Annotated in this window: 22 protein-coding genes; 11 read left to right on the top strand and 11 right to left on the bottom strand. The window is 58.4% G+C overall.

Features of this window, described 5'->3' with window-relative positions:
- Positions 1-43: 43 nt before the first annotated feature.
- The 8 genes from BLV67_RS08250 to BLV67_RS08285 are packed head-to-tail and all read left to right on the top strand — an operon-like array spanning position 44 to position 10082.
- Positions 44-1288, top strand: coding sequence for a hypothetical protein (locus tag BLV67_RS08250; RefSeq protein ID WP_069788682.1), 1245 nt, complete (start codon positions 44-46; stop codon positions 1286-1288).
- 2 nt (positions 1289-1290) lie between these two features.
- Positions 1291-1752, top strand: a complete 462-nt coding sequence (locus BLV67_RS08255) for a serine O-acetyltransferase (protein WP_069788681.1) — start codon at positions 1291-1293, stop codon at positions 1750-1752.
- Positions 1753-1768: 16 nt separating this feature from the next.
- Positions 1769-3391: an O-antigen ligase family protein gene (locus tag BLV67_RS08260; RefSeq protein WP_069788680.1), complete on the top strand. Its 1623-nt coding sequence runs from the start codon at positions 1769-1771 to the stop codon at positions 3389-3391.
- Entirely contained in the window at positions 3391-5232 is a 1842-nt protein-coding gene (gene asnB / locus BLV67_RS08265; protein WP_069788679.1) for an asparagine synthase (glutamine-hydrolyzing), read from the top strand. Before BLV67_RS08260 ends, asnB begins: the two co-directional genes overlap by 1 nt.
- Before the next feature lie 60 nt (positions 5233-5292).
- Positions 5293-6921: a heparinase II/III family protein gene (locus BLV67_RS08270; RefSeq protein ID WP_069788678.1), complete on the top strand. Its 1629-nt coding sequence runs from the start codon at positions 5293-5295 to the stop codon at positions 6919-6921.
- Positions 6922-6928: 7 nt separating this feature from the next.
- Positions 6929-8107: a glycosyltransferase family 4 protein gene (locus BLV67_RS08275; RefSeq protein WP_065911971.1), complete on the top strand. Its 1179-nt coding sequence runs from the start codon at positions 6929-6931 to the stop codon at positions 8105-8107.
- A gap of 2 nt (positions 8108-8109) precedes the next feature.
- On the top strand, positions 8110-9069 hold the full coding sequence (locus BLV67_RS08280; RefSeq protein WP_069788677.1) for a UDP-glucose 4-epimerase family protein: 960 nt from the start codon (positions 8110-8112) through the stop codon (positions 9067-9069).
- Positions 9066-10082, top strand: a complete 1017-nt coding sequence (locus BLV67_RS08285) for an MraY family glycosyltransferase (RefSeq protein WP_065911974.1) — start codon at positions 9066-9068, stop codon at positions 10080-10082. Before BLV67_RS08280 ends, BLV67_RS08285 begins: the two co-directional genes overlap by 4 nt.
- Before the next feature lie 59 nt (positions 10083-10141).
- Here BLV67_RS08285 and BLV67_RS08290 read toward each other — a convergent pair whose 3' ends face one another.
- From BLV67_RS08290 to mtnA, 11 genes are all read right to left on the bottom strand, one after another.
- Positions 10142-10369: a LapA family protein gene (locus BLV67_RS08290; protein WP_065911987.1), complete on the bottom strand. Its 228-nt coding sequence runs from the start codon at positions 10367-10369 to the stop codon at positions 10142-10144.
- Between the two features lie 19 nt (positions 10370-10388).
- Positions 10389-10682, bottom strand: coding sequence for an integration host factor subunit beta (ihfB, locus tag BLV67_RS08295; RefSeq protein ID WP_003172657.1), 294 nt, complete (start codon positions 10680-10682; stop codon positions 10389-10391).
- A gap of 132 nt (positions 10683-10814) precedes the next feature.
- Complete coding sequence (locus BLV67_RS08300) at positions 10815-11099, bottom strand: hypothetical protein (protein WP_065911975.1); 285 nt, start codon at positions 11097-11099, stop codon at positions 10815-10817.
- A gap of 161 nt (positions 11100-11260) precedes the next feature.
- Positions 11261-12955, bottom strand: coding sequence for a 30S ribosomal protein S1 (gene rpsA, locus BLV67_RS08305; RefSeq protein WP_017136102.1), 1695 nt, complete (start codon positions 12953-12955; stop codon positions 11261-11263).
- A gap of 120 nt (positions 12956-13075) precedes the next feature.
- Positions 13076-13765 carry a (d)CMP kinase gene (cmk, locus tag BLV67_RS08310; protein ID WP_003172653.1) on the bottom strand — a complete coding sequence of 230 codons (690 nt, stop codon included), beginning with the start codon at positions 13763-13765 and terminating at the stop codon, positions 13076-13078.
- Positions 13762-15972: a bifunctional prephenate dehydrogenase/3-phosphoshikimate 1-carboxyvinyltransferase gene (locus tag BLV67_RS08315; protein ID WP_065929273.1), complete on the bottom strand. Its 2211-nt coding sequence runs from the start codon at positions 15970-15972 to the stop codon at positions 13762-13764. Before BLV67_RS08315 ends, cmk begins: the two co-directional genes overlap by 4 nt.
- Positions 15973-16000: 28 nt before the next feature.
- Entirely contained in the window at positions 16001-17113 is a 1113-nt protein-coding gene (hisC, locus tag BLV67_RS08320; protein ID WP_069788676.1) for a histidinol-phosphate transaminase, read from the bottom strand.
- 9 nt (positions 17114-17122) lie between these two features.
- A complete protein-coding gene (gene pheA, locus BLV67_RS08325; protein WP_053132458.1) occupies positions 17123-18217 on the bottom strand; it encodes a prephenate dehydratase in 1095 nt (364 codons plus the stop codon).
- The gene (gene serC / locus BLV67_RS08330; protein WP_065929271.1) at positions 18217-19302 is read right to left on the bottom strand and encodes a 3-phosphoserine/phosphohydroxythreonine transaminase; all 1086 of its coding nucleotides are present in this window, start codon (positions 19300-19302) and stop codon (positions 18217-18219) included. The genes pheA and serC overlap by 1 nt, the downstream gene beginning before the upstream one ends.
- Before the next feature lie 231 nt (positions 19303-19533).
- On the bottom strand, positions 19534-22197 hold the full coding sequence (gyrA, locus tag BLV67_RS08335; protein WP_065929270.1) for a DNA gyrase subunit A: 2664 nt from the start codon (positions 22195-22197) through the stop codon (positions 19534-19536).
- A 424-nt stretch (positions 22198-22621) separates the two neighbouring features.
- A complete protein-coding gene (gene mtnA, locus BLV67_RS08340; protein ID WP_069788675.1) occupies positions 22622-23692 on the bottom strand; it encodes an S-methyl-5-thioribose-1-phosphate isomerase in 1071 nt (356 codons plus the stop codon).
- Between the two features lie 109 nt (positions 23693-23801).
- On the opposite strand from mtnA, the gene BLV67_RS08345 reads away from it, so the two are divergent.
- From BLV67_RS08345 to mupP, 3 genes are all read left to right on the top strand, one after another.
- Positions 23802-25133: a TRZ/ATZ family hydrolase gene (locus tag BLV67_RS08345; protein ID WP_069788674.1), complete on the top strand. Its 1332-nt coding sequence runs from the start codon at positions 23802-23804 to the stop codon at positions 25131-25133.
- A gap of 63 nt (positions 25134-25196) precedes the next feature.
- The gene (gene ubiG / locus BLV67_RS08350; RefSeq protein ID WP_056857231.1) at positions 25197-25895 is read left to right on the top strand and encodes a bifunctional 2-polyprenyl-6-hydroxyphenol methylase/3-demethylubiquinol 3-O-methyltransferase UbiG; all 699 of its coding nucleotides are present in this window, start codon (positions 25197-25199) and stop codon (positions 25893-25895) included.
- Positions 25896-25899: 4 nt separating this feature from the next.
- A complete protein-coding gene (gene mupP / locus BLV67_RS08355) occupies positions 25900-26571 on the top strand; it encodes an N-acetylmuramic acid 6-phosphate phosphatase MupP (RefSeq protein WP_069788673.1) in 672 nt (223 codons plus the stop codon).
- The last annotated feature ends 23 nt before the right edge of the window (positions 26572-26594 follow it).

A 26594-nucleotide genomic window follows, 5' to 3' on the forward strand; every position in this document is an offset into this window, starting at 1 on the left:
CATGCCATTGCATTTGTCATGATGAGGTTCAAGAGGTTCTGGCATGGTCAACCTATTGATCCAGGTGCTGACACTGATAAGTGGCCTGGTTGTTAACTTTGTGATTCCCGGACTTTACGGATTGGAAGCGTATGGCGCATTCATCAAGGCCAACGTGCTGGTATTTTTATTTCAAAAACTCTTGGATATCGTCAATGAGCAACTGATTGCCACCGTGGAGGCCGAGTACATTCTGGTGACTTCATTATTTATGGCCGTACTGATTTTTGTACTGTTCAGCGCTGTGAACCTGATTGATCACATCGGCAACCCCCTCCTGCTTGGGGTGATGCTTTTAAGCTCGGCATGCCTGTTATCGCTGTTCGGGCTGCGCCTGCAACGCTGGATCGTGGCCTACCTGGTGCTATTTCTTGGCGTGTTTTTCACGCTCCTGTTTATCAGCTACCAACAGCTAGTGCCGCTGACTATCGTCGACATACTGATTCTGACCAACTTGATTCCGTGCGTATTTGCCGTAGCGGTGCTGTTTTTCAAAGGTGCGAAACTGCCGGTCGGCAAACAGCTGTTGCAGACCTGCCAAGGTGTGCTGTTGTTATTACCCAGAATGATATCCATCACCCTGGTGTTCAACCTGTTCACCAACATCTTGCCCTTCATTCTTTCCAAGAGCCTGCCCGTCCGCGACCTTGGATTGTTCAGGGTCATCGTCTCGATCATTCAATCAGCCACCAGCCTGTTCCCCATCAACGTCAGGGCAGTCTTTGTCGCCTTCGTCTCGGGCGGGCAACGTCAAGCGCACTATAGAATCATCACGTCAGTGGCGATTTTCTACTTCGCGTTGGTGGGCTTGTCGGGGTACGCGGCGGTTTGGCTGTTCCCTCAGTACTCGAACTATCTGGTGATGCTGCCCTGCCTGCCAGTGCTGTACTGGGCAGTGGTGACAGAGCGCTATCTGGTCGCCTCCGGCCTGCACCGCAAAGTCATCGTGGCAAACCTGGTCATTGCCCCACTGGCCATAACCAGCATGATTCTATTTGTCAAAGACTTGAACCAGGCGCAGTTGTTCTACGCTATCGGGTTCTCGGCCTATTTGCTGTTCCTGCACATAAGCTGCCGTCCTGGCATTCGCTTGCCGGTGGTTTTTTGGGTCGCGTTACTTTCACCCCTGACTATCTTTTTGACACACATGAGCTTGGTCTGGGCCGTGCTGTATATGGGCTCGCTCATGATCATCGCAGTGGGAGCACTCCAGCTTCGACCCGCCGATCTTCGCACGCTGAGGTTTTAACCGTGAATGCAGTAAAACTTTATCGAGTTGGAAACTGGCTGCACCGGCATCGAGTGCCGTTATTACCAGGCCTTGTTCGAAATGTGATTTTCCTATTGTTCAACTCTTACATTCCAATCACCGCGACGATCGGAAGGGGCACGATATTCGCCTATGGTGCGATCGGCGTCGTACTGCACGCGAATGCCAAGGTTGGCGACGGCTGCGTGCTGGGCCAAGGCATCACCATCGGCGCCGCTGAGGGCTATGTCACCAGCGAGATCAATCGCTGCCCCGTCATCGGTGACAACTGCTACATAGGGGCCGGGGCAAAGATCATTGGCGACATCGTGATCGGAAACAACTGTCAAATTGGCGCTTCGGCGGTCGTATTGAAAGACGTGCCTGATAATTCAATCGTTGTGGGAATACCCGCAAAAGTGATTGGACAAACAGCCAGAGACTATAAAGCCATACGCCCTTGAACAATGGAGTACCGCAATGAGTCAACCTGTCTGCGTAAAAAATTCTATGGCGATCACGGCAGCAGCGCTCATTGCCATTTTATTTATGCTGGATCCTGGCGTGCTTTTTTACACGGCCATTATCGGCAGCGCTTTACTGGTATTGACGGCCATCCTGTCGCCTTGGCTGGGTTTATTGGCGCTGTTCCCAATGGCCTTTGCTCTTCACCCCGCGCCCACTTCGTTGGGCGCCCAGGAAATAGCGTTTGCCGCCCTGCTGATGGCGGTATTTCTCAGCGCGTTGATCAAATTGCTCCGTACTCTGGGTTTCAGATCGGTCCTGCGTCTGTTCGCCGCCCCCTTGCTAATAGGCCTGGGGTTTCTAGTGCTGAACCTGGTTGTAGCGATGTACCACCATGTTCCGATGGCTGATTGGATCAGAGGGGTGATGCCCTTTCTGTTTATCTATGCACTGATCCCGATCTGCGCATTGGTAGGCCGCGAAGAAAATAACAATCGTTGGCTCGGCGCTTCGGTGGGAACCCTGATTTTACTGACCGCAGGCTACATCGTTTTCTATTACTTCTATCACGGCTTGTGGCAGCCGTACTGGACCCTTCAGGTCAACGGGGAGATGGTAAAAATCCCTTATGAAGAAGCGCTGCGCAACGTTAACGCACAGGGCCCCATGCGTGATCGCATCACCATGGTGCTGGCGCAAGCAACAGACGCGATCCTGCCGCTGGGCATGGTGCTCGGGTATGTCGTCGGCACGTTGACGCCTGACCGAAGGGTTGCATGGATCAGTGGCCTGATATCGCTGCTTTGCACGGCCGCAGTGCTGATCACATTCACACGAAGCATGCTGATCAGTGCGCTTCTGGTCATTGGCTTGTTCGCGCTCTATACCTTTTTCGCGCACAAGCATTTACGGCTGAAAGTAGTATCCGGCATTGTCATTCAAGCGCTGTTTAGCCTTGTGTTTATTTTTGCCACCGGCATGCAAGACGTATGGCTGGGGCGCATGAACTCCCTGGCGAATACGGCACTGCCTATCGCAACCTCTTCCATTGCGTCCATGGGAGAGAATCGCACGCAACCTGACGCTGCCGCGCCAGTAGTCTCGGAGTCCAAGCCTGCTGCCAACGAGAAGCAGGACTTCAACGTCTCTTCCCGAGTACAGGAATATAAAATCGCCTGGCGCATGTTTCAGGATCACCCCGCGCTGGGTAACGGTATCGGGATCAAACACGAGATGCGCTGGGAGAGACCCGGCGGTGATTCATTCACGGAGTCAGTTGGCTATATCCATAACTGGCCACTGTACATGCTGATGGTCGGCGGCATCCTGGGGCTGCTGATGTACATCACTGTCCTCGGCGCTCCCGTTTTGTATCGGTTCACCACTCTGAAATCCGACCCCGTTCACCTCACCGTGATTCGCACGGCGGTCATAACGCTGGCGATCTACGGGTTGTTCTTCGCGGTGTTTCGCCTGATTTCCTTCAACTTACTGCTCGCAGCAGCTTGGGGCGTAATGCTGGCGCATAAGCATTCAAATCAAATCATGGGTACCGCCTTGCCTGACGGGCATCCAGCGTCACTCTCCAACACCCGGCCGGTAATGGTCGTCAAAGACACCAGGGAGACGTCGGTATAATGTGCGGCCTCAGCTTTTTTGCAGTCAAAGATGGCGTACCCGAGACCCAGGCCCAAATGGAAAAAAGCCTGGCGGTTACACGGCACCGTGGCCCGGATGCATCCGGCACCTATTTCGCCAGTGTCGCGGGCTATCAGGTAGGCCTGGGACACAACAGGCTGAGCATTCTGGATTTGTCACCCACTGGCAGCCAGCCGATGTTTGCCGACAATCATGGTGTAAGCATCGTGTTCAATGGCGAGGTGTTTAACCATCACGAGTTGCGCCGGCAACTGATCGAAAAAGGCTATACCTTCAAAGGCACCTCCGATACCGAAGTTATCCTGCAATTGTACGTAGAGTATCAAGAGCAGGCCTTTGCACGGCTTGAAGGCATGTTCACATTTGTCATATTGGATGAGCCGCGCAAAAAAACGTTTCTGGTCAGGGACGTCGTTGGCATCAAGCCGGTGTATTGCTACACCGGCACCGACGGCTTCTACGCCTGCTCGGAAATCCGCGGCCTCAAATGTTTCTCGCAGGTAAACACCGACATAGACCCGGATGATGTCTTTGAGTTTTTCAACAACGGCTTTCTTTACGAACCCAACACCGGCTACACATCCATCAAGAAACTGATGCCCGGCAGTTACCTGGCGTTCGACCTGGCAACCGGCAAGACCACAACCCAGCGTTACCAGAGCGCGATGAACTTCAAGACCGAGCAAAGCCTCGCGCAGGATGTGCGCTCTGCCGTGACGCGCCAATTGGAAGCGGACGTACCGGTCGGGGTGTTTTTCAGTGGTGGCGCAGACTCCAGCATCCTGGCAAGTTTCACCGGTGATGCCGACTTATTTTTTGCACAGTACGACGCAACGGACGACTCCACTGTGGATACGAAGTTTTCCGCCAGGATCGCCGAACACCTTGGCAAAAAGCTGGTGGTCACCGAGATTCTCGACTCAAATACAGACCCGTTCGAGTCCATCGACTTCGTCGCGGCCAACACCGAAGAACTGGTATCCGACTATACGTTCTGGGCAACCTACCGCTTGTCCACCGAAGCCAGGAAAAGTGGGTATACCGTCATGCTCAGTGGCATGGGTGGAGATGAGGCGTTTGCAGGTTACCCACGCTACACAGTCCTCAAGCATCACACACTCATCAGGTGGCTGTATCCCGTATTAAGTGCACTGCTAACGCTCAAGTTATTTCCAAAGCGGCTCGATAAAAAGTTTGAACGGTTGGTGTCCTACGCTCAGGAAAGCTATTGGCCGCTGGCGTATTCGCGCATGCTGGGGTACTTCTCCCGCCAAGAGTTGCAGGGCTTTTTTCGTGATTACAGCGAGCTTGAACGACACTACAAGCAACGCCTGTCCGGCGTAATGGATCAGTACACCGGCGCCATTGAAGACAAAGTCAAATGTGCACAGCATTTTGACCAGACAGGCTTCTTGAGCCATAACCTGAGTGTCTCGGACAAGGCCAGTATGCTGGCCAGTATCGAACTGCGCGTCCCCTTGCTGGACGAGCGCGTGGTGGCCAGCGGTCTTGCAACCTCAAGTGCAGATTTGCTTAAAGGCGGAGCACCAAAGGCCCCACTCAAGAAGCTGCTGAAAAGTCTGCTTCCCGCCTCATTGGTTGATCGTCCCAAAACAGGCTTCAACCCACCTCTGGATGGCATTATCCAACGCATAGGCCAACAACGCCTGCTCACCGAGTTCGAGCGTATTTACACCTACGTAGCCCGAGAGGAAGTGGAAAAGTTAGTGAACAATCATTTTTCAGGCAGCGCAAACAACACCTACAAACTCTGGCAGATGGTGTACTTCGAGCGTTGGCTGAAAATCAATTTCCCTTAACGGGCGTCAGGCAGTACTCACTACTTTAACTTTCAAGTGATTGACCCAAGCAGGACGTTGATGCAACGAATAATCAAGCTCTACCACACCGTTAAAATGCTGCGATTGAAGCAGATCGTTTACCGTCTTTACTATCGCTTCGCTAAAGTCCGGCCTTTTTCGGCGCAAGGCTTTACCCGGCGCCCTGGAGTTGACCTGGCGAAGGCTCCCCATTGGTGTGCCTCGCGCTTCGGTGCCGACGAACAGTTTGAATTCATGGGGCTGACGGCGCCGATTGACTGGCACGATCAGACACGACCGAAAATTTGGCAGTACAACCTGCATTATCTGGATCACCTGGCCTCTTCAGGCGAGGACCGAAGAGACTTCGACAGGCGCCTGGTCAACAGTTGGATAGCAAACAATCCACCCTTCCATGGATGCGGCTGGGAACCGTATACGCTATCTCTGCGCATCGTAAATCTGGTCAAGTGGTTTGAACAACAACCGACCCTGGAACCTCACTGGCTGGACAGCCTGGCGACACAGGCCCACGCGCTGTCCGAACAGATCGAATATCACATTCTCGCCAACCATTTGTTCGTGAATGGCAAGGCGCTGGTGTTTGCCGGGAGCTTTCTGAACGGCGATCGGGCAGACAGCTGGCTGCCCAAGGGGTTAAAGATCCTTGATGAGGAAATCGAGGAGCAGTTTCTTGCGGACGGTGCGCACTTCGAACTGTCCCCCATGTACCACGCGTCTCTTCTTTGGGACATCTGCGACCTGCTGAACCTGGCCACTCACTCCGAGCTGCCGGAACTTAACACTCGCAAAAACCAATGGAAGCAGCAGATTGAGCAAGGCCTGGTCTGGTTGCGCAGCCTCCAGCACCCGGATGGTGGCATTCCATTCTTCAATGACTCGGCATTCGGCATTGCCCCCACACTGCTGGATATAGAGGCCTACGCGTTTGAATTGGGGTGCCGTGCGCGCAATGACACGTCCACCACTACGATTGCAGCTGTACACCAAACTGAAAGTGGCTACGTGGCGATCAATTTTGGCGATCGGTGCAAAGCCTTGTTGAACCTTGCGCAGGTTGCGCCTGATTACCAGCCAGGTCACACCCATGCGGACACCCTGAGCTTCGAACTCAGCCTGTTTGGACAGCGCGTGTTCGTCAACTCCGGCACGTCTCAATACGGCGAAGGCCCAGAGCGTCAACGTCAACGCAGCACGGCAGCGCACAACACAATAGAAGTGAACGGTGAAAACTCATCTGAAGTCTGGGCCGGATTCAGGGTCGCACGACGCGCACGCACCACCGTGGGTGAGCTGGAACAAACAGTCGATACCGTACGGGTCAGTGGCAGCCATGACGGCTACCTGCGCCTACCGGGGAAAAACCTGCACGTTCGCGAGTGGGTTGCGATGGCCGGTGAATTACAGGTGATAGATGCCGTATCCGGCACATTCGATCACGCTGTCTCAAGGCTATTTTTACACCCTGATATCCGCACCACTCAACATGGCAACAAGGTAACGATCACCCTGCCCGGCGGTCAGGTCGCTGTCGCGACACTAGAGGGCGCAACCCGGATCAATGTGGTGTCTTCCACATGGCATCCGGAATTCGGCAAGTCTGTTCCCAATCAGTGCATCGTCGCTGAAATGTCGACAGACAAACTGACCACCCGCATAACCTGGTGAGGCTTACGTGAAACTTTTGATTTTGAGCTTTTACTACCAGCCTGATCTGTCAGCCGGTTCATTCCGCACGACGGCACTGGTGGATGCACTTCTGGAACAACTGCCCGCAGACGCCCATATCGAGTTGATCACAACCCTGCCGAATCGCTACAGCTCCTTCAGCAGTCAAGCCCCGGAACTGGAAACGCACCCCAGGCTCACCATCCGCCGAGTGGCCCTGCCTGGCCACAAGAGCGGGATGGTCGATCAAGCAAGAGCGTTTCTGGTGTATGCCAACGCTGCACGCAAGATTGTGCGAAACCAGGACTACGATCTTGTCTATGCGACTTCTTCACGCCTGATGACCGCTACGCTGGGAGCGGTGATCGCACGCACAAAACGAACGCCGCTCTACCTGGACATACGCGATATCTTTGTCGACACCATCAAGGATGTGCTGTCCAAAGAAAAAGTCTGGTTGCTTAAACCCTTATTATCGCTGGTTGAACGCTTTACCATTCACTCGGCGCAAAAGGTCAACCTGGTCTCTGAAGGTTTTCTTCCCTACTTCAAATCACGCTATCCCGATCAGCGCTACTCCACCTATACAAATGGCATCGATGGCGAATTTCTGGATGCGCAACCGGTGGCTGAAGAAAAGGTGCCCAACCCGATTCTGGACATTGTCTATGCGGGAAATATCGGTGAAGGCCAGGGGCTGCACAACATTATCCCCCAACTGGCCAAACAGCTTGAGGGGAAGGTGCGATTCCGAGTGATCGGCGACGGAGGCCGGATCGGGCTGTTAAAACAAGCCCTTGTCACTCACGCCTGTACTAACGTTGAACTCTTGAAACCGGTCAAGCGCGAACAATTGATCGAGGCTTATCAGGCGGCGGATGTGCTTTTTCTGCATTTGAACGACCACGACGCCTTCCGCAAGGTCTTGCCATCGAAAGTGTTTGAATACGCGGCACTGGGCAAACCGATCTGGGCGGGTATCTCGGGTTACGCAGCCGGCTTTGTCTCTGAACATATTGAAAACGCTGCCGTGTTTGCGCCGTGTGACGCTGCCGCAGGGATCCAGTCCTTCGAGACGCTCAATATTAAGACGCGCCCGCGCCATGCCTTCGTCGAGCGTTTCGCACGCGGGCGCATCATGCGCGAAATGGCGAATGATGTTCTTTCACTCACAGGAACTCGTTGATTATGCAAATCCTCCTGACGGGAGCGAGCGGCTTTGTCGGTAGCGGGTTAATCGCGCCACTGCTACAACGCCAGCACTCGATTACCGCTGCTGTACGCGGGCTCAAGGCCGACCTCGATCCGCGCGTCAACCAGCGCCTTATCGGCGGGCTATCCGACGATCAGGATTGGCAGGTGTTGCTCAAGCACCAGGATACGGTGATCCACCTGGCCGCCCGGGTCCATGTCATGAGTGACGCAGCCACCGATCCACTTGCCGAATACCGGCGGGTCAACGTCGAAGGCACCCTGAACCTGGCCCGCCAGGCGGCGGCTGCCGGGGTTAAACGCTTTATATTTATCAGCTCGATCAAGGTCAATGGCGAGGGCACGGCGACCGGCGCGCCGTATACGGCTGACGGTCCCACAGCCCCTACCGACCCCTACGGCATCTCCAAACAGGAAGCAGAACAAGGCCTGCGAACACTGGCTTCTGAAACCGGCATGGAGGTGGTGATCATTCGTCCCGTATTGGTTTACGGACCCGGCGTTCAAGCGAACTTCCTGAGCATGATGCGCTGGTTGCATAAAGGCCTGCCCTTGCCCTTCGGGGCCGTGAACAATCGACGCAGCCTGGTTGCCCTGGACAACCTGGTTGATTTGATTGTGACGTGCACCGAGCACCCCGCTGCCGCCAATCAAACCTTCCTGGTCAGTGACGGCGAGGACCTCTCGACCACCGCGCTTTTGCGTCGAATGGGAACGGCACTGAACAAGCCCGCACGCTTGCTACCTGTGCCGAGCTGGTTGCTGCAAACCGGCGCCACGGCGCTGGGTCGCCGGGCACTCGCTCAAAGGCTATGCGGCTCCCTGCAGGTCGATATTGGCAAGACTCGCGAACTACTGGGCTGGACACCGCCGAGCAGCGTTGATCAGGCACTGAGTCAAACAGGAAAACATTTTTTGGAAATGCAAACTAAATGAATATGTGGTGGCTATTACCGGCTGTGACGATTGTCGCACTCCTTTTAACCGGGGCCTTGCGTCATTACGCCCTGGCGCGAAGCCTGATCGACATCCCGAATGCGCGCAGCTCGCACGTCGTGCCTACGCCCAGGGGCGGCGGTGTCTCGATCGTCGTCAGCTTTTTGTTAGCGCTATTGCTGACCGCCAGCCTTGGCCTGATTGCATGGCCACTCACGTACGCATTGTTGGGCGCCGGTACCGGCATCGCGGTATTGGGCTTTTTAGACGACCATGGTCATATCAGCGCACGTTGGCGCCTGCTAGGGCACTTTATAGCCGCGGCATGGGCACTGTTCTGGATCGGTGGCCTGCCGCCGCTGGTGGTGGCGGGATTCGCCGTCGACTTGAGCTGGATCGGCCATATGCTGGCAGCCGTCTACCTGGTATGGCTGCTGAACTTGTATAACTTCATGGATGGAATTGATGGAATAGCCAGCGTCGAGGCTATTTGCGTCTGTCTTGGCAGTGCGCTGCTCTATTGGCTTACAGGTCACGAGCTGATCGCGTTTACGCCGTTGTTACTGGCGTTTGCAGTCGTTGGCTTCCTGTATTGGAACTTCCCAAAAGCCCGTATTTTCATGGGCGATGCGGGCAGCGGATTCCTGGGCATCACGCTGGGGGTGTTGTCACTACAGGCGGCCTGGGTCACGCCGCAGCTGCTGTGGAGCTGGCTGATCCTGCTGGGTGTGTTTATCACCGACGCGACATGGACCTTGCTGCGCCGCCTGCTCAGAGGCGACAAAGTCTATGAGGCCCACCGCAGCCACGCCTACCAGTTTGCTTCTCGCCAGTTCGGCAAACATGCGCCTGTCACCCTGGCGGTAGCGGCAATCAACATTGGATGGCTGTTGCCTGTGGCGCTGCTCGTGGGCAACGGCACGGTGGATGGCTTTTTGGGACTGCTGGTGGCCTATCTGCCGCTGATCGCGCTGGCCGTAAAGTTCAGGGCCGGAGAGAAAGAGCCGAATTGAAACGTCCACAGGGGCGGCGATCGCCTCCCCTTCCTGCCGCACATGAACAGTGGCCAGGATCAAACCCGAGTCTTGCGCCGCGCCCTGGCAACCCACGCCATCAGTGGGCCAATAAGCATTCCAACCAGTAAAGCGAGCACTACGAAAACAGAAATTGGCAACTGCGGGGCTGCCCAACTCAGGAACTGCAGGGAAACCGACTGTTGATTTTCTAGCACAAATGCCACGATGCACAGCAGCAGCACCAACACTACCAGCAGTGCAATAACACGCTTGAATCTACTCATGCCGCCTCCCTCACGAGTATCAAACCTCGTCTTCATCCTCATTAACTCGATCGCGCAATTCCTTGCCCGGCTTGAAGTGAGGCACAAACTTGCCGTCAAGGCTGACGGATTGCCCGGTTTTCGGGTTGCGACCTACTCGCGGTGCGCGGTAGTGCAGGGAGAAACTGCCAAAACCACGGATCTCAATGCGGTCCCCGGTAGCCAGGCACTGGGACATCTGTTCAAGCATCGTCTTGATAGCCAGCTCTACATCCTTGGATGAAAGCAGCCCTTGATGGGTGACAATTCGTTCGATCAACTCCGACTTCGTCATATTTTTCCCTTCTTTTTCAAGCAGCTAGGAAAAGCGCTTCGAAGGTTTTAGCATGACTTGGTGAATTTGAACAGCCCACCTGCCAACTTATCTGCAGCATCAACGGATACCCGGAACTCATGCTTGACCCCCTCAATTACAGATCACCAACATGGTACGAGTGACAGCGCCGGCAGGGTTCCAGCCGAACAGATAGTCACCCTCTTCGTCCTTGGCGTCACTGGATCGGGTGATGACCTTGTAGCCCTGCATCTTGCACTCTCGGGCAGCGCGCTTCTCACACTTGTCCCAATTGCTGCCTAGGCCCGAGCAATCGATCTCGATGCCGCTGACGCCGCGTTTGGCGTGGGTTTTGGCATTGGTGGCAGTGCAGCCGGCCAGCAGCACCACTGCGAATAAAACGATAAGCCTGTTCATTCAAATCCTTATTGAAACAACAACACGGCGGAGCATTTGTTAAGAACTATAGTCAGCTCTGACACTGGGCTGCACGCCTTGGTTCTAACTTGTTGATTCAACGAATTTCAGGCACAAAAAAGGGCGACCGAAGTCGCCCTTTTTCTATGGTCTGACAGAACTTAGTTCTGTTTTTCCATTTGTGCACGCAGCAGGTCGCCCAGAGTGGTCGGACCCGAAGCGATGTCAGAGGTAGCTGGCTTGTCGCGCAGGCTCTGGATTGCTTCTTTCTCTTCGATCTCGTCCTTGGACTTGATGGAGAGTTGGATCACGCGGCTCTTGCGGTCAACGCTGATGATCTTGGCTTCTACTTCCTGGCCTTCTTTCAGAACGTTGCGCGCGTCTTCAACGCGGTCACGGCTGATTTCGGAGGCTTTCAGAGTCGCTTCGATATCGTCGGCCAGAACGATGATGGCGCCTTTGGCGTCAACTTCTTTCACAGTGCCTTTAACGATTGCGCCTTTGTCGTTCTCTTGAACGTACTCGGAGAACGGATCGCTTTCCAGTTGCTTGATACCCAGGGAGATGCGCTCGCGCTCTGGGTCAACCGACAGGATAACGGTGTCCAGCTCGTCGCCCTTCTTGAAACGACGAACAGCTTCTTCGCCCACTTCGTTCCAGGAGATGTCGGACAGGTGAACCAGGCCGTCGATGCCGCCGTCCAGACCAATGAAGATACCGAAATCGGTGATCGACTTGATGGTGCCGGAGATTTTATCGCCCTTGTTGAACTGGCCAGAGAAATCTTCCCATGGGTTAGATTTGCACTGCTTGATGCCCAGGGAGATACGACGACGCTCTTCGTCGATGTCCAGAACCATAACTTCCACTTCGTCGCCGACTTGTACGACTTTCGAAGGGTGGATGTTCTTGTTGGTCCAGTCCATTTCGGAAACGTGTACCAGGCCTTCCACGCCTTCTTCCAGCTCTGCGAAGCAGCCGTAGTCGGTCAGGTTGGTAACACGCGCGGTTACGCGAGTGCTTTCCGGGTAACGAGCTTTGATAGCAACCCATGGATCTTCGCCCAGCTGCTTCAAGCCCAGGGAAACGCGGTTACGCTCACGATCGTACTTCAGAACCTTGACATCGATCTCGTCGCCAACGTTGACGATTTCGGAAGGATGCTTGATACGCTTCCAGGCCATGTCGGTAATGTGCAGCAGGCCATCGACGCCACCCAGATCGACGAATGCGCCGTAATCGGTGAGGTTCTTGACGATACCTTTGACTTGTTGGCCTTCCTGCAGGGATTCCAGCAGAGCTTCACGCTCGGCGGAGTTCTCTGCTTCCAGGACGCTGCGACGGGAAACGACAACGTTGTTGCGCTTCTGGTCGAGTTTGATGACCTTGAATTCGAGTTCTTTGCCTTCCAGGTGCGTGGTGTCGCGCACAGGACGAACGTCGACCAAAGAACCTGGCAGGAACGCACGGATGCCGTTAACGTCGACAGTGAAGCCGCCTTTAACCTTACCGTTGATAACGCCCTTGACCACTTCTTCAGCTGCGAAGGCTGCTTCGAGAACAATCCAGCATTCAGCGCGCTTGGCTTTTTCACGGGACAGCTTGGTTTCACCGAAACCGTCTTCAACCGAGTCCAGAGCAACGTGAACTTCGTCACCGACATTGATAGTCAGATCGCCAGCATCGTTGTAGAACTGTTCCAGCGGGATCAGAGCTTCAGACTTCAGACCAGCGTGAACGGTTACCCAGCGAGCTTGGTAATCGATATCAACGATAACACCGGTGATGATGGAGCCTGCCTGAAGGTTCAGGGTTTTTAGGCTTTCTTCAAAGAGTTCCGCAAAGCTTTCGCTCATTTTAATTCCTGTTGATAAGGGCGAAGAATACGCCCATCTCCACACCCCAGACGGTGTGGGTCAGTTTCAGTTAAAAGAAGCCACCGCAGGACTATGACTGGTCCCCTGCGGCCTTCTTGATCACCCGGCGATATCGCGAATGGCGATTTCACTCAAGATGCGTTCCAGCACCTGCTCGATGGACAACTCCGTGGAATCCAGCTGTATGGCGTCAGCCGCCGGCTTTAGCGGGGCTACCGCACGCTGGGTATCACGCTCATCGCGTGCACGGATCTCATCTAGCAGACTCGACAGACTAACACCATCGACTTTGCCCTTCAACTGCAAGTAACGGCGGCGAGCACGCTCCTCGGCGCTGGCGGTCAGGAAAATCTTCAGCGGCGCCTCGGGAAACACCACGGTGCCCATGTCACGGCCATCAGCCACCAGGCCCGGCGGCTCCTGAAACGCCCGCTGGCGCTGCAGCAATGCGTCGCGCACGGCCGGCAGCGCGGCAACCTGGGAGGCCCAGGAGCCGACTTGTTCGTTGCGCAGATCATCGGTCACGTCATCACCTTCGAGGATGATGCGTTGCGGATGACCTTCCGTCGCGCCGACGAACTGCACATCAAGGTGCGCCGCCAGCAGCTTCAGGGATTCTTCGTTGGTCAGGTCGACGCCATGGTTGCGTGCGGCAAAGGCCAGCAGGCGGTACAGCGCGCCGGAATCCAGCAGGCACCAGCCCAGGCGCTTGGCCAGAATGCCGGCGATCGTGCCTTTGCCCGAGCCGCTTGGCCCGTCGATGGTAATCACCGGTGCTTTGATATTCACAATTGAGCCTCTTGGGCAACACGGATGCCGACATGGGCACACAGTGTAAGAAAGTTCGGAAAAGACGTAGCTACATTGGCGCAGTCACGGATACGAATCGGCGCCGCCGCCCGCAGGGAAGCCACACTGAACGCCATGGCAATGCGGTGATCACCATGGGATTGCACTTCGCCACCGCCCATTGGGCCACCGTCAATGATAATCCCATCAGGTGTCGGTTCACACTTCACGCCAAGGGCCAACAGACCATCGGCCATGACCTGGATGCGGTCGGACTCCTTGACCCGCAGTTCTTCGGCGCCACGCAGCACGGTGCGCCCTTCGGCGCAGGCCGCCGCCACGAACAACACCGGGAATTCGTCGATCGCCAGCGGCACCAGGGCTTCGGGAATCTCGATGCCTTTTAATGCAGCGGCGCGCACGCGCAGGTCGGCAACCGGTTCGCCACCCACTTCACGCGGGTTTTCCAGGGTGATATCCGCGCCCATCAGGCGCAGGATATCGATCACGCCGGTGCGGGTCGGGTTGACACCAACGTGCTCCAGCAACAACTCGGAGCCTTCGGCAATCGAAGCCGCCACCAGGAAGAACGCCGAAGAGGAAATATCCCCCGGCACTTCTATCTGTGTAGCGGTCAATGCATGGCCCGGTTCGACCGAGGCTGTAGCGCCCTCCACCGCCACCGGGTAACCAAACCCACGCAACATCCGCTCGGTATGGTCACGGGTCGGCGCAGGCTCGGTCACCGAGGTTTTGCCCTCGGCATACAACCCGGCCAGCAACAGGCAGGACTTCACCTGCGCACTGGCCATCGGCATCGAGTAGTCCAGGCCTTTGAGCGCCTGGCCACCGCGAATCGTCAGCGGCGGATGCCCGTCCGGCCCGGTCTCGATCACCGCCCCCATTTCCCGCAGCGGCTTGGCCACGCGGCTCATTGGGCGCCTGGACAGCGACGCATCACCGGTCAACACACTGTCAAAGCGCTGCGCCGCGAGCAACCCGGACAGCAGCCGCATCGACGTGCCGGAATTCCCCAGGTAGATCGGCCCCGGCGCCGGCTGCAAACCGTGCAAACCCACACCATGAATCGTCACGCGCCCGTGGTGCGGCCCTTCAATGACCACGCCCATGTCACGAAACGCCTGCAAGGTTGCCAAGGCATCTTCGCCTTCGAGGAAACCTTCGACTTCGGTCACGCCGTCGGCCAATGAACCCAGCATGATCGAGCGATGGGAGATCGACTTGTCGCCCGGCACGCGGATCTGCCCGCTCAAGCGGCCGCCCGGGTTGGCGAGAAAGGTCTGCTCATCGGCGTTCACAGCAGTTTCCATGTAGGCCCGGCGCGCCAGGATCTTGCTGAAATGCTCACGCGCCACCCGCGCACGGGTGAACACGCCCAATAATTGGTGGCCATCACCCGCATCCACCGCATCGCGCAAGGCGTCGAGGTCGCTGCGGAAGGTGTCCAGGGTGCGCAACACCGCTTCGCGATTGGCGAGGAAGATGTCGTGCCACATCACCGGGTCACTGCCGGCAATCCGCGTGAAATCGCGAAAGCCGCCGGCGGCGTAACGGAAAATCTCAAGGTTTTCGTTGCGCTTGGCCAACGAATCCACCAAGCCAAAGGCCAGCAAGTGCGGCAAATGGCTGGTCGCCGCCAACACTTCGTCGTGGCGCTCAACCTGCATATGCTCGACATCCGCGCCCAACTCGCGCCACAGCCGATCCACCACCGCCAAGGCCGCCGGATCGGTCTGCTCAAGCGGCGTCAGAATCACCTTGTGGCGACGGAACAACTGCGCATTGGATGCCTCGACACCGCTCTGCTCGGAACCGGCAATCGGGTGGCCCGGTACAAAACGCGCCGGCATGCCGCCAAACGCGAGTTTGGCGGCGCGCACCACATTGCCTTTGGCGCTGCCGACGTCCGTAAGGATCGCCTGCCCGAGGTCCATGTCGGCCAGCAAGCCCAGCAACTTCTCCATCGCCAGGATCGGCACGGCGAGCTGGATCACATCCGCGCCCTGGCACGCCAGCGCCAGGTCTGCCTCACAGCGGTCCACCACACCCAGCTCCACCGCCAGCTTGCGCGATTGCGGGTCCAGGTCCACACCGACCACTTCGCCGCACAACCCGCTTTCACGCAGGCCCTTGGCGAAGGAACCACCGATCAACCCCAGGCCGACCACCACCAGGCGACCGATCATAGGCACAGCAGGTTGCAATGCAGTGACATCAACCACGAGCCAGAACCTTGGCCAACGCCTCCAGGAAGCGGCTGTTTTCAGCCGGCAAGCCAATGGTGATACGCAGGTGGTTCGGCATGCCGTAGTTGGCCACCGGGCGCACGATCACGCCCTCACGCAGCAAGCCCTGGAACACCGGCGCAGCGACTTGGCCGAGGTCCACACAAATGAAGTTGCCCTTGGAAGGGATCCAGCCCAGGCCCAGCCCACGGAAACCTTCCTGCAACTGCTGCATGCCGCTTTCGTTGATGCGACGACCTTCTTCCAGGTACTCGGCATCCTTGACCGCCGCACAGGCCGCCGCCAACGCCAGGCTGTTGACGTTGAACGGCTGGCGCACACGGTTGAGCACATCGGCAACCACGGCGGTGGACAAGCCGTAACCCACGCGCAGCGACGCCAGGCCGTAAGCCTTGGAGAAGGTGCGTGACACCAGCAGGTTCGGGTAAGCCGCCAGGAAATCCAGGCCATCGGGCAGGTCGCTGCCTTCGGCGTACTCGATGTAGGCCTCGTCCAGCACCACCAGCACGTGCTCGGGCACGTCCTGCAGGAAGTCGTTCAGCGCCTGGGCGTCGAACCAGGTGCCAGTCGGGTTGTTCGGGTTGGCGATAAACACCACGCGGGTTTGCGCGTCGATGGCCGCCAGCATGGCCGGCAGGTCGTGGCCCCAATCCTTGGCAGGAATGACGCGGGCATCAGCGCCCACGGCCTGGGTCACGATCGGGTAGACGGCGAACGCGTGCTCACTGAACACCGCATTCAGGCCTGGGGCCAGGTACGCACGGCCGACCAGTTCAAGAATGTCGTTGGAACCATTGCCCAGGGTGACCTGGTTCAGTTCAACGCAGCAGTTCTCGGCCAACAGCGACTTGAGGGCGAAGCCATTGCCGTCCGGGTAGCGGGTCAGCTCAGTCAATTCTTCACGAATCGCCGCCAACACTTTTGGGCTTGGGCCCAGCGGGTTTTCGTTACTGGCCAGCTTTACGATCTTCGACGGGTCCAGGTTCAACTCACGCGCCAGCTCGTCCACAGGCTTGCCTGGAACGTAAGGCGACAGTTGTTGCACGCCCGGCTGAGCCAGGGCGAGGAAGTTGCCACTCATGTTAAAGCCTCACAAAACCGCTTTCGGGTAAGAGCCCAGCACCTTGAGTGCCACGGCTTCCTGACTGATTTTCTCCAGCACACCTTTAACCAGCGGGTCGCGGTGGTGGCCGATGAAGTCGATAAAGAACACATACGTCCATTTACCGCTGCGCGAAGGGCGAGTTTCGATGCGCGTCAGGTCAATCCCGTTATCGTGGAACGGCACCAGCAACTCATGGAGCGCGCCGGGCTTGTTGCTCATGGAGACGATGATCGAGGTCTTGTCGTCGCCGGTGGGCGGCACTTCCTGGCTGCCGATCATCAAAAAGCGCGTAGAGTTATCCGGGCGGTCTTCGATTTTTTCGGCCAGGCGCGTCAGGCCGTACAGCCCCGCAGCCATGTCACCAGCGATAGCCGCCGAGTTCCACTCACCCTTGACCCGCTTGGCTGCTTCGGCGTTGCTGGACACCGCCACGCGCTCGACATTCGGGTAATGCGCGTCCAGCCACTTGCGGCACTGGGCCAGGGATTGGGCGTGGGAGTAGATGCGGCTGATGCTGTCGGTCTTGGTGCTCTCGCCCACCAGCAGATGGTGGTGAATGCGCAGTTCGACTTCGCCGCAGATCACCATGTCGTGCTCAAGGAAGCTGTCCAGCGTGTGGTTGACCGCGCCTTCGGTGGAGTTTTCCACCGGCACCACGCCAAAGTTCACCGCACCGGCCGCCACTTCGCGGAACACTTCGTCGATGGCCGCCATCGGCTTGCTGATCACCGCGTGACCGAAATGCTTCATGGCCGCGGCTTGGGTGAAGGTGCCTTCCGGGCCGAGGTACGCCACTTTCAGCGGCTGCTCCAGCGCCAGGCACGACGACATGATTTCACGAAACAACCGCGCCATCTCTTCGTTGCCCAACGGGCCCTTGTTGCGTTCCATCACGCGCTTGAGCACCTGGGCTTCGCGCTCAGGCCGGTAGAACACCGGCACTTCGCCTTCAGCCAGGGACGCCATCTTCACGCGGGCGACTTCCTGGGCGCAGCGCGCACGCTCACTGATCAGCTCCAGGACTTTCTCGTCCAGGCTATCGATGCGTACACGCAGGGCCTTGAGTTCTTGCTCAGACATTAGCCGTGTTCCTTTTCGAACTCTGCCATGTAGGCAACCAGCGCGTTGATCGCGTGGATGTCGACAGCGTTGTAGATGGAGGCGCGCATGCCACCGACCGAACGGTGGCCCTTGAGGTTCAGCAGGCCACGTGCGTCGGCACCGGCCAGGAATGGCTTGTCCAGGCGGTCATCGGCCAGGCGGAACGGTACGTTCATCCACGAGCGGTCGGTGAGGTTGATCGGGTTGCTGTACAGGCCGCTGGCGTCAATGAAGTCGTACAGGGTGCGCTTCTTCTCTTCGTTCAGCTTGCCCATGGCGGCGACACCGCCCTGCTCTTTGAGCCACTCGAACACCAGGCCGGAAAGGTACCAGGCGAACGCCGGCGGGGTGTTGTACATCGAGCCATTATCGGCCGCGACCTTGTAGTTGAGCATGGTCGGGCACAGCGAACGCGCGCGGCCCAGCAGGTCTTCACGGATGATGTTGACCAGGATGCCGCTCGGGCCGATGTTCTTCTGCGCACCGGCGTAGATCATGCCGTACTTGGACACATCGATCGGGCGCGACAGGATGTCCGAAGACATGTCGCACACCAACGGCACGTCACCCACTTGCGGCACCCAGTCAAACTCCAGGCCGCCGATGGTTTCGTTGGCAACGTAGTGCACGTAGGCCGCGTCTTTGGACAGCTTCCACTCGTTCTGACCGGGAATGGCAAAGTAGTCGTAAGGCTTGGCGGTGCCTGCCACGTTGACGTGACCGTAGCGCGAGGCCTCTTCAATCGCCTTCTGGCCCCAGATGCCGGTGTCGATATAGTCGGCAGTGCCGTCTTCGGGCAACAGGTTCAGCGGAATCTGCGCGAACTGCTGGCTCGCGCCACCTTGCAGGAACAGCACTTTGTAGTTGGATGGGATGCCCAGCAAGTCGCGCAGATCCTGCTCGGCCTTGGTGGCGATGGACACGAACTCATCGCTGCGATGGCTCATTTCCATCACGGAGAGGCCTTTTCCATGCCAGTCGAGGAGTTCACCCTGCGCACGCTGCAGGACTGCTTCAGGAAGCGCCGCGGGACCGGCACAGAAGTTATAGGCTCTCTTGCTCACATCCAATCTCACTCTGATCTGGTGGTAGTCACGCAAACATATCAGCCGACACCCGATCCCATGTGGGAGCGGGCTTGCTCGCGAAAGCGATCCAACAGGCGACATCTCGGGTGAATGTCAGTCCGCTTTCGCGAGCAAGCCCGCTCCCACACTAGATCTCCATGGCTGTCGATATTTCCATACGGACAAACAACAAGGGGGCGAATCTTCATCCGCCCCCTGTGTGTCCGCTTATTCCTGCGGTTCTTCTTCGTCTGCGGCTGCATCAAGGGTTGGCTCGTCGACGCTGTCATCGCCGGTTGCGATCACCTCGCCATCGAATACCGCACCGTCTTCGCCTTCCAGCTCTTCGCCTTCGACTTCCGATGGTTCCTGAACGCGCTCCAGGCCTACCAGCGTTTCGTCGCTGGCCAGCTTGATCAGCGTAACACCCTGGGTGTTACGGCCCAGGCTCGAGACTTCGGCCACACGGGTACGCACCAGGGTGCCCTGGTCGGAAATCAGCATGATTTCCTCGCCATCGAGCACCTGCACCGCGCCGACCAGACGGCCGTTGCGGTCGTTGCTGACCATGGCGATCACGCCCTGGCCGCCACGCTTGTATTCCGGGAACTCGCTGATGGCGGTGCGCTTGCCATAACCACGCGCCGAAGCGGTGAGGATCTGGCTGCCTTCTTCCGGGATCAGCATCGAAATCAGCTTCTGCCCTTCCGGCAGACGCATGCCGCGCACACCGCGGGCGGTACGGCCCATGGCGCGAACGTCGGATTCCTTGAAGCGTGTCACTTTGCCGCCGTCGGAGAACAGCATGACTTCACGCTCGCCGTCAGTGATGGCAGCGGAGATCAGCACGTCGCCTTCGTCCAGCTCCAGGGCGATCAGGCCCACGCTGCGCTGGCGGCTGAAGGATTCCAGCGGGGTCTTCTTCACGGTGCCTTTGGCGGTGGCCATGAAGATGAAGTGACCTTCGGTGTATTCCTCGACCGGCAGCATGGTGGTGATGTATTCATCACTGTCCAGCGGCAGCAGGTTAACCAGCGGACGACCACGGGCAGCGCGGGAGGCTTCCGGAATTTCGTAGGTTTTGAGCCAGTACACCTTGCCTTTGCTGGAGAACAGCAGCAGCGTGGTGTGGCTGTTGGCAACCAGCAGGTGAGCGATGTAGTCCTCATCCTTAACGCCGGTAGCCGATTTGCCTTTACCGCCACGACGCTGAGCCTGGTACGCAGCCAACGGCTGGGTCTTGGCGTAGCCACCGTGGGAGATGGTCACCACACGCTCTTCTTCCGGGATCATGTCACCCAGGGTCAGGTCGAGGCGCGCATCGAGGATTTCGGTGCGGCGCACGTCGCCGTATTCGGCGCGGATTACTTCCAGCTCTTCGCGGATCACTTCCATCAGGCGCACGGCGCTGTTGAGGATGCGGATCAGCTCGCCGATCTGGTTGAGAATCTCCTGGTACTCGGCCAAAAGTTTCTCGTGTTCCAGGCCGGTCAGGCGGTGCAAACGCAGTTCCAGGATGGCCTGGGCCTGTTCCGGCGACAGGAAGTACTTGCCGTCGCGCAGGCCGTATTGCGGGTCCAGGGTTTCCGGACGGCACGAATCGGCACCAGCACGTTCAACCATCGCCACAACGGCGCTGGATTCCCACGGCATCTTGATCAGGGCTTCCTTGGCTTCCGACGGCGTCGGCGAAGCCTTGATCAGCGCGATCACCGGGTCGATGTTCGACAGCGCTACCGCCTGGCCTTCCAGGATGTGGCCGCGCTCGCGGGCCTTGCGCAGTTCGAACACGGTGCGGCGGGTGACCACTTCGCGGCGGTGACGCACGAAGGCTTCGAGCAGGTCCTTGAGGTTCAGGATGCGCGGGCGGCCGTCGATCAAAGCCACTACGTTGATACCAAACACGCTTTGCAGCTGGGTCTGGGCGTAGAGGTTGTTGAGGATCACCTCAGGCACTTCGCCACGACGCAGCTCGATCACCACGCGCATACCGTCTTTGTCGGACTCGTCGCGCAGTTCGGTGATGCCTTCGAGCTTCTTCTCTTTAACCAGCTCGGCGATCTTCTCGATCAGACGCGCCTTGTTCAACTGGTAAGGCAGTTCGGTGATAACGATCTGCTGGCGGCCACCGACCTTGTCGATGTCTTCGATCATCGAGCGGGCGCGCATATAAATGCGGCCACGGCCGGTGCGATAGGCTTCGATGATGCCGGCACGACCGTTGATGATCGCGGCGGTCGGGAAGTCCGGACCAGGGATGTATTGCATCAGCTCATCGACGGTCAGCTCAGGGTTGTCGATGAGGGCCAGGCAACCGTCGATGACTTCACCGAGGTTGTGCGGCGGAATGTTGGTGGCCATGCCCACGGCGATACCGCTGGAGCCGTTGACCAGCAGGTTGGGAATACGGGTTGGCATGACGGCCGGGATCATTTCGGTGCCGTCGTAGTTCGGCACCCAGTCCACGGTTTCTTTGTGCAGGTCGGCCAGCAGCTCGTGCGCCAGCTTGGTCATGCGCACTTCGGTGTATCGCATGGCCGCAGCGTTGTCGCCGTCGACCGAACCGAAGTTGCCCTGGCCGTCTACCAGCAGGTAGCGCAGGGAAAACGGCTGGGCCATCCGAACGATGGTGTCGTACACCGCAGTGTCGCCGTGAGGGTGATACTTACCGATCACGTCACCGACAACACGGGCAGATTTCTTGTACGGCTTGTTCCAGTCGTTACCCAGCTCGCTCATCGCGAACAGCACACGCCGGTGCACGGGCTTCAAGCCATCGCGCGCATCAGGCAGTGCCCGCCCGACAATTACGCTCATCGCGTAGTCGAGGTAGGACTGTTTCAGCTCGTCTTCGATATTGACCGGGAGGATTTCTTTGGCCAGTTCGCCCATGAGAAGCCTGATTCCTTTTTCGGGTGAAACCTCGTCACATCCATATGGGACGAACGAAGCTCGCCGTTGCTGGCAGAGTGCCTGACAACGACTTACGACAAATCAACGAGTTATGACACGGATCTGCGCGTTATGGGCAACCCCTCGGGGCGGCCCTGGAAACCGCCGGATGTTATCACAATCGCCGCCACGCACCTATCCCCCTGATGCGCATGGAGGCTAGTAATTTGACGGATGACAGGCTTGAGGGGGACGAGAGAGGCTCAGAAGTGCGTTGATGCTATTTTCAAGGTACAGATCCAAGGATTTTATTGACTTTGAAGGCCCATTCGCGAGCAAGCCCGCTCCCACACTTGAATGCGTTCACAATTCAAGTGTGGGAGCGGGCTTGCTCGCGAATGCAATCTTGCAAGCGCCACCGTCCTCAATGCAGGCGTTTACGACACATCAACTTGGCCAGCTTGGCGGTATCAGGCCGTTCGACGATGCCTTTTTCGGTCACGATCACATCAATCAGGTCCGCCGGCGTCACATCGAACACCGGATTAAACGCCGCAACCTCCAACCGCTGACCGTTAACCGCCAGCAACTCCGCCGCATCACGCTCTTCCAGGCTGACATCATCACCGGTGGCCATCATCAAATCGAGGGTCGAACTGGGCGCCACCACCATAAAACGCACGCCGTGGTGCATGGCACACACCGCCAACTGATAAGTGCCGATCGGGCCGATCACGTCACCATTGGCCGCAATGCAGTCGGCGCCGACCACGACCCAGGTCACGCCTTTGGTCTTGAGGATATGCGCACCGGCCGAGTCGGCATTCACCGTGGCCGGAATACCCTCGCCCGCCAACTCCCAGGCCGTCAGCCGCGAACCTTGCAGCCACGGGCGGGTTTCATTGACGTAGACATGCTCGACCAAACCCTCCAGGAACGCGGCGCGGATCACCCCAAGGGCGGTGCCCACACCGCCGGTGGCCAGAGCGCCCGCATTGCCATGGGTAAGGATCGCCTGGGCGTTGCCCTGATGCTTGCGAATGCGCTCCAGGCCCAACTGGGCCATGACCAGGTTGGCTTCGCGGTCGCTTTCGTGGATCGCAATGGCTTCGGCTTCCAGCACCGCCAAGGGGTCTGCGTGCTTTTTGACCCGATCCAGGCGGTCACGCATGCGCTTCAAGGCCCAGAACAGGTTCGCGGCGGTCGGACGGCTATCGGCCAGCAGCGCGTAGTCTTCTTCCCACGCTGCCTGCCAGTCACCGCCCTCGGCGATCCGCTCGCGGGCGGCCAGCACCAGGCCGTAGGCGGCACTGATGCCGATGGCCGGCGCGCCGCGCACCGTCATGTTGCGGATGGCCTGGGCGACTTCAGCCACCGTGGTGCAGGCCACCCAGGTTTCCCGCGAGGGCAAGGCACGCTGATCGAGCAGGTGCAGTGCGCCATCACGCCAATCGATGGCCTTCACTTTCTCTGCAGCTAACAGTCGGTCGCGCATCCCTTACCCCGCACTCATGAACAAAAGCCGCCGATTATAGCGATCCGCCAGCCAAGACGCTCGGGTATACTTCGCCCTTCTTTTATAGCTGCCTGGGAAGAAGCCTGCGATGACATCCACTGCCGCCCCGCTCGACTTATTGCTGCTGCCAACCTGGCTGGTACCTGTCGAACCCGCTGGCGTGGTGCTCAAGGAGCACGGTCTGGGCATCCGTGACGGGCGCATTGCGTTTATCGGGCCACGGGCGGCGGCCTTGAAGCTGGCGGCCAGCGAGGTTCGCGAGCTGCCGGGCATGCTGCTCAGCCCGGGCTTGATCAACGCCCATGGCCATGCGGCGATGAGCCTGTTTCGCGGCCTGGCCGACGACCTGCCGCTGATGACCTGGCTGGAAAAACACATCTGGCCCGCCGAAGCCAAATGGGTCGATGAAGCCTTCGTGCGCGACGGCACCGACCTGGCCATCGCCGAACAGCTCAAGGGCGGCATCACCTGCTTCTCGGACATGTACTTCTACCCCAAGGTCGCCAGCGACTGCGTACACAACAGCGGCATGCGCGCGCAGATCGCGCTGCCGATCCTCGACTTCCCGATTCCCGGCGCCGGCAGCGCCGATGAGGCGATTCGCCAAGGCGTGGAGCTGTTCGGCGACCTCAAGCACCACCCGCGCATCAAGATCACCTTCGGCCCCCACGCGCCCTACACCGTGAGCGACGACAACCTGGAAAAGATCCGGGTGATCGCCGAAGAGCTGGACGCCGCCATCCATATGCATGTGCACGAAACCGCCTTCGAGGTGCAACAAGCCGTGGACAAGACCGGCGAACGCCCGCTGGCGCGCCTGGGCCGTCTGGGTCTGCTCGGCCCACGCTTCCAGGCCGTTCATATGACCCAAATCAGCGAGGATGACCTGGCTTTGCTGGTAGAAAGCAACACCAGCGTCATCCATTGCCCGGAATCGAACCTCAAACTGGCCAGCGGCTTTTGCCCGGTGGAGCGTCTGTGGCAGGCTGGTGTGAACGTGGCCATCGGCACCGACGGCGCGGCCAGCAACAATGACCTCGACCTGCTGGGCGAAACCCGCACGGCGGCGATGCTGGCCAAGGCCGTCGCCGGCTCGGCCACCGCCCTGGACGCCCATCGCGCCCTGCGCATGGCTACGCTCAATGGGGCACGTGCCATGGGCCTGGACAGCGAGATTGGCTCGCTGGAAGTCGGCAAGGTGGCGGATATCGTCGCCTTTGATCTGTCGGGGCTGGCGCAACAACCGATCTTTGACCCGGTCTCAACGCTTATATATGCCACGGGGCGCGAGTGCGTGAAACACCTTTGGGTCGCCGGCAAGCAGTTGCTCGACGACCGGCGATTGACCCGCATGGATGAACAACAGTTGACCGCCACGGCCATCGCCTGGGGCCAACGGATCAGCGGGCACAGCGAATAACGAAGGTCTTGAACCCAGCGTTCAGGGCTGAATAACCGATTTATCAGATTTAGAGGATTCACCATGAGCAACGTCGACCACGCCGAAATCGCCAAGTTTGAAGCCCTGGCCCACCGCTGGTGGGACCGCGAAAGCGAGTTCAAACCGCTGCACGACATCAACCCGTTGCGCGTCAACTGGATTGACGAACGCGTCAGCCTCGCCGGCAAGAAGGTGCTGGACGTCGGTTGCGGCGGCGGCATCCTCAGCGAAGCCATGGCCCAGCGCGGCGCTACTGTGATGGGCATCGACATGGGCGAAGCGCCGCTGGCCGTGGCCCAACTGCACCAGCTGGAATCCGGCGTGAGCGTCGAATACCGCCAGATCACCGCCGAAGCCCTGGCCGAAGAGATGCCTGAGCAGTTCGACGTGGTCACTTGCCTGGAGATGCTCGAGCACGTGCCAGACCCGTCTTCGGTGATCCGCGCGTGCTTCCGTATGGTCAAGCCCGGCGGCCAGGTGTTCTTCTCCACCATCAACCGCAACCCCAAGGCTTATCTGTTCGCGATCATCGGCGCCGAATACATCATGAAGTTGCTGCCGCGCGGCACCCACGACTTCAAGAAATTTATCCGCCCAAGCGAGCTGGGCGCCTGGAGCCGTCAGGCCGGGTTGACCGTCAAGGACATCATCGGCCTGACCTACAACCCGCTGACCAAGCACTACAAGCTGGCCAGCGACGTTGACGTCAACTACATGATCCAGACCCTGCGCGAGGAGTAAGCCTGTGAAGTTGCGAGCAGTTCTCTTCGACATGGACGGCACCTTGCTGGACACCGCGCCGGACTTTATCGCGATCTGCCAGGCCATGCGCGCCGATCGAGGCCTGGCGCCGATCAACCCACAGCATATCCGCGATGAAATTTCCGGCGGTGCGCGGGCGATGGTCGCCGTGACCTTCTCGATGGACCCGGAATCCCCTGGCTTTGAAGCGCTGCGCCTGGAATTCCTGGAGCGTTACCTCAAAGGCTGCGCGATCCACAGCAAGCTGTTCGACGGCATGGAAGAACTGCTGCAGGACATCGAGAAGTCCCACCTGGTGTGGGGCGTGGTCACCAACAAGCCGCTGCGTTTTGCCGAGCCGATCATGCAGCAACTGGGCCTGGCCGAACGTTCGGCGCTGCTGATCTGCCCGGACCATGTGAAGAACAGCAAGCCCGACCCCGAGCCGCTGATCCTGGCGTGCAAGATGCTCGACCTGGACCCGGCCAGCGTGCTGTTCGTGGGCGATGACCTGCGCGATATCGAGTCTGGCCGCGACGCCGGCACCCGCACCGCAGCGGTCACCTTCGGCTACATCCACCCGGACGACAACCCACGCAGCTGGGGCGCCGACGTGGTGGTGGACCACCCGCTGGAACTGCGCAAAGTGCTGGATAACGCGCTGTGCAGTTGCTAAAACCGATGGAGGTCTAAATGTGG

Source organism: Pseudomonas salomonii, from assembly GCF_900107155.1.
GTDB lineage: Bacteria > Pseudomonadota > Gammaproteobacteria > Pseudomonadales > Pseudomonadaceae > Aquipseudomonas > Aquipseudomonas salomonii.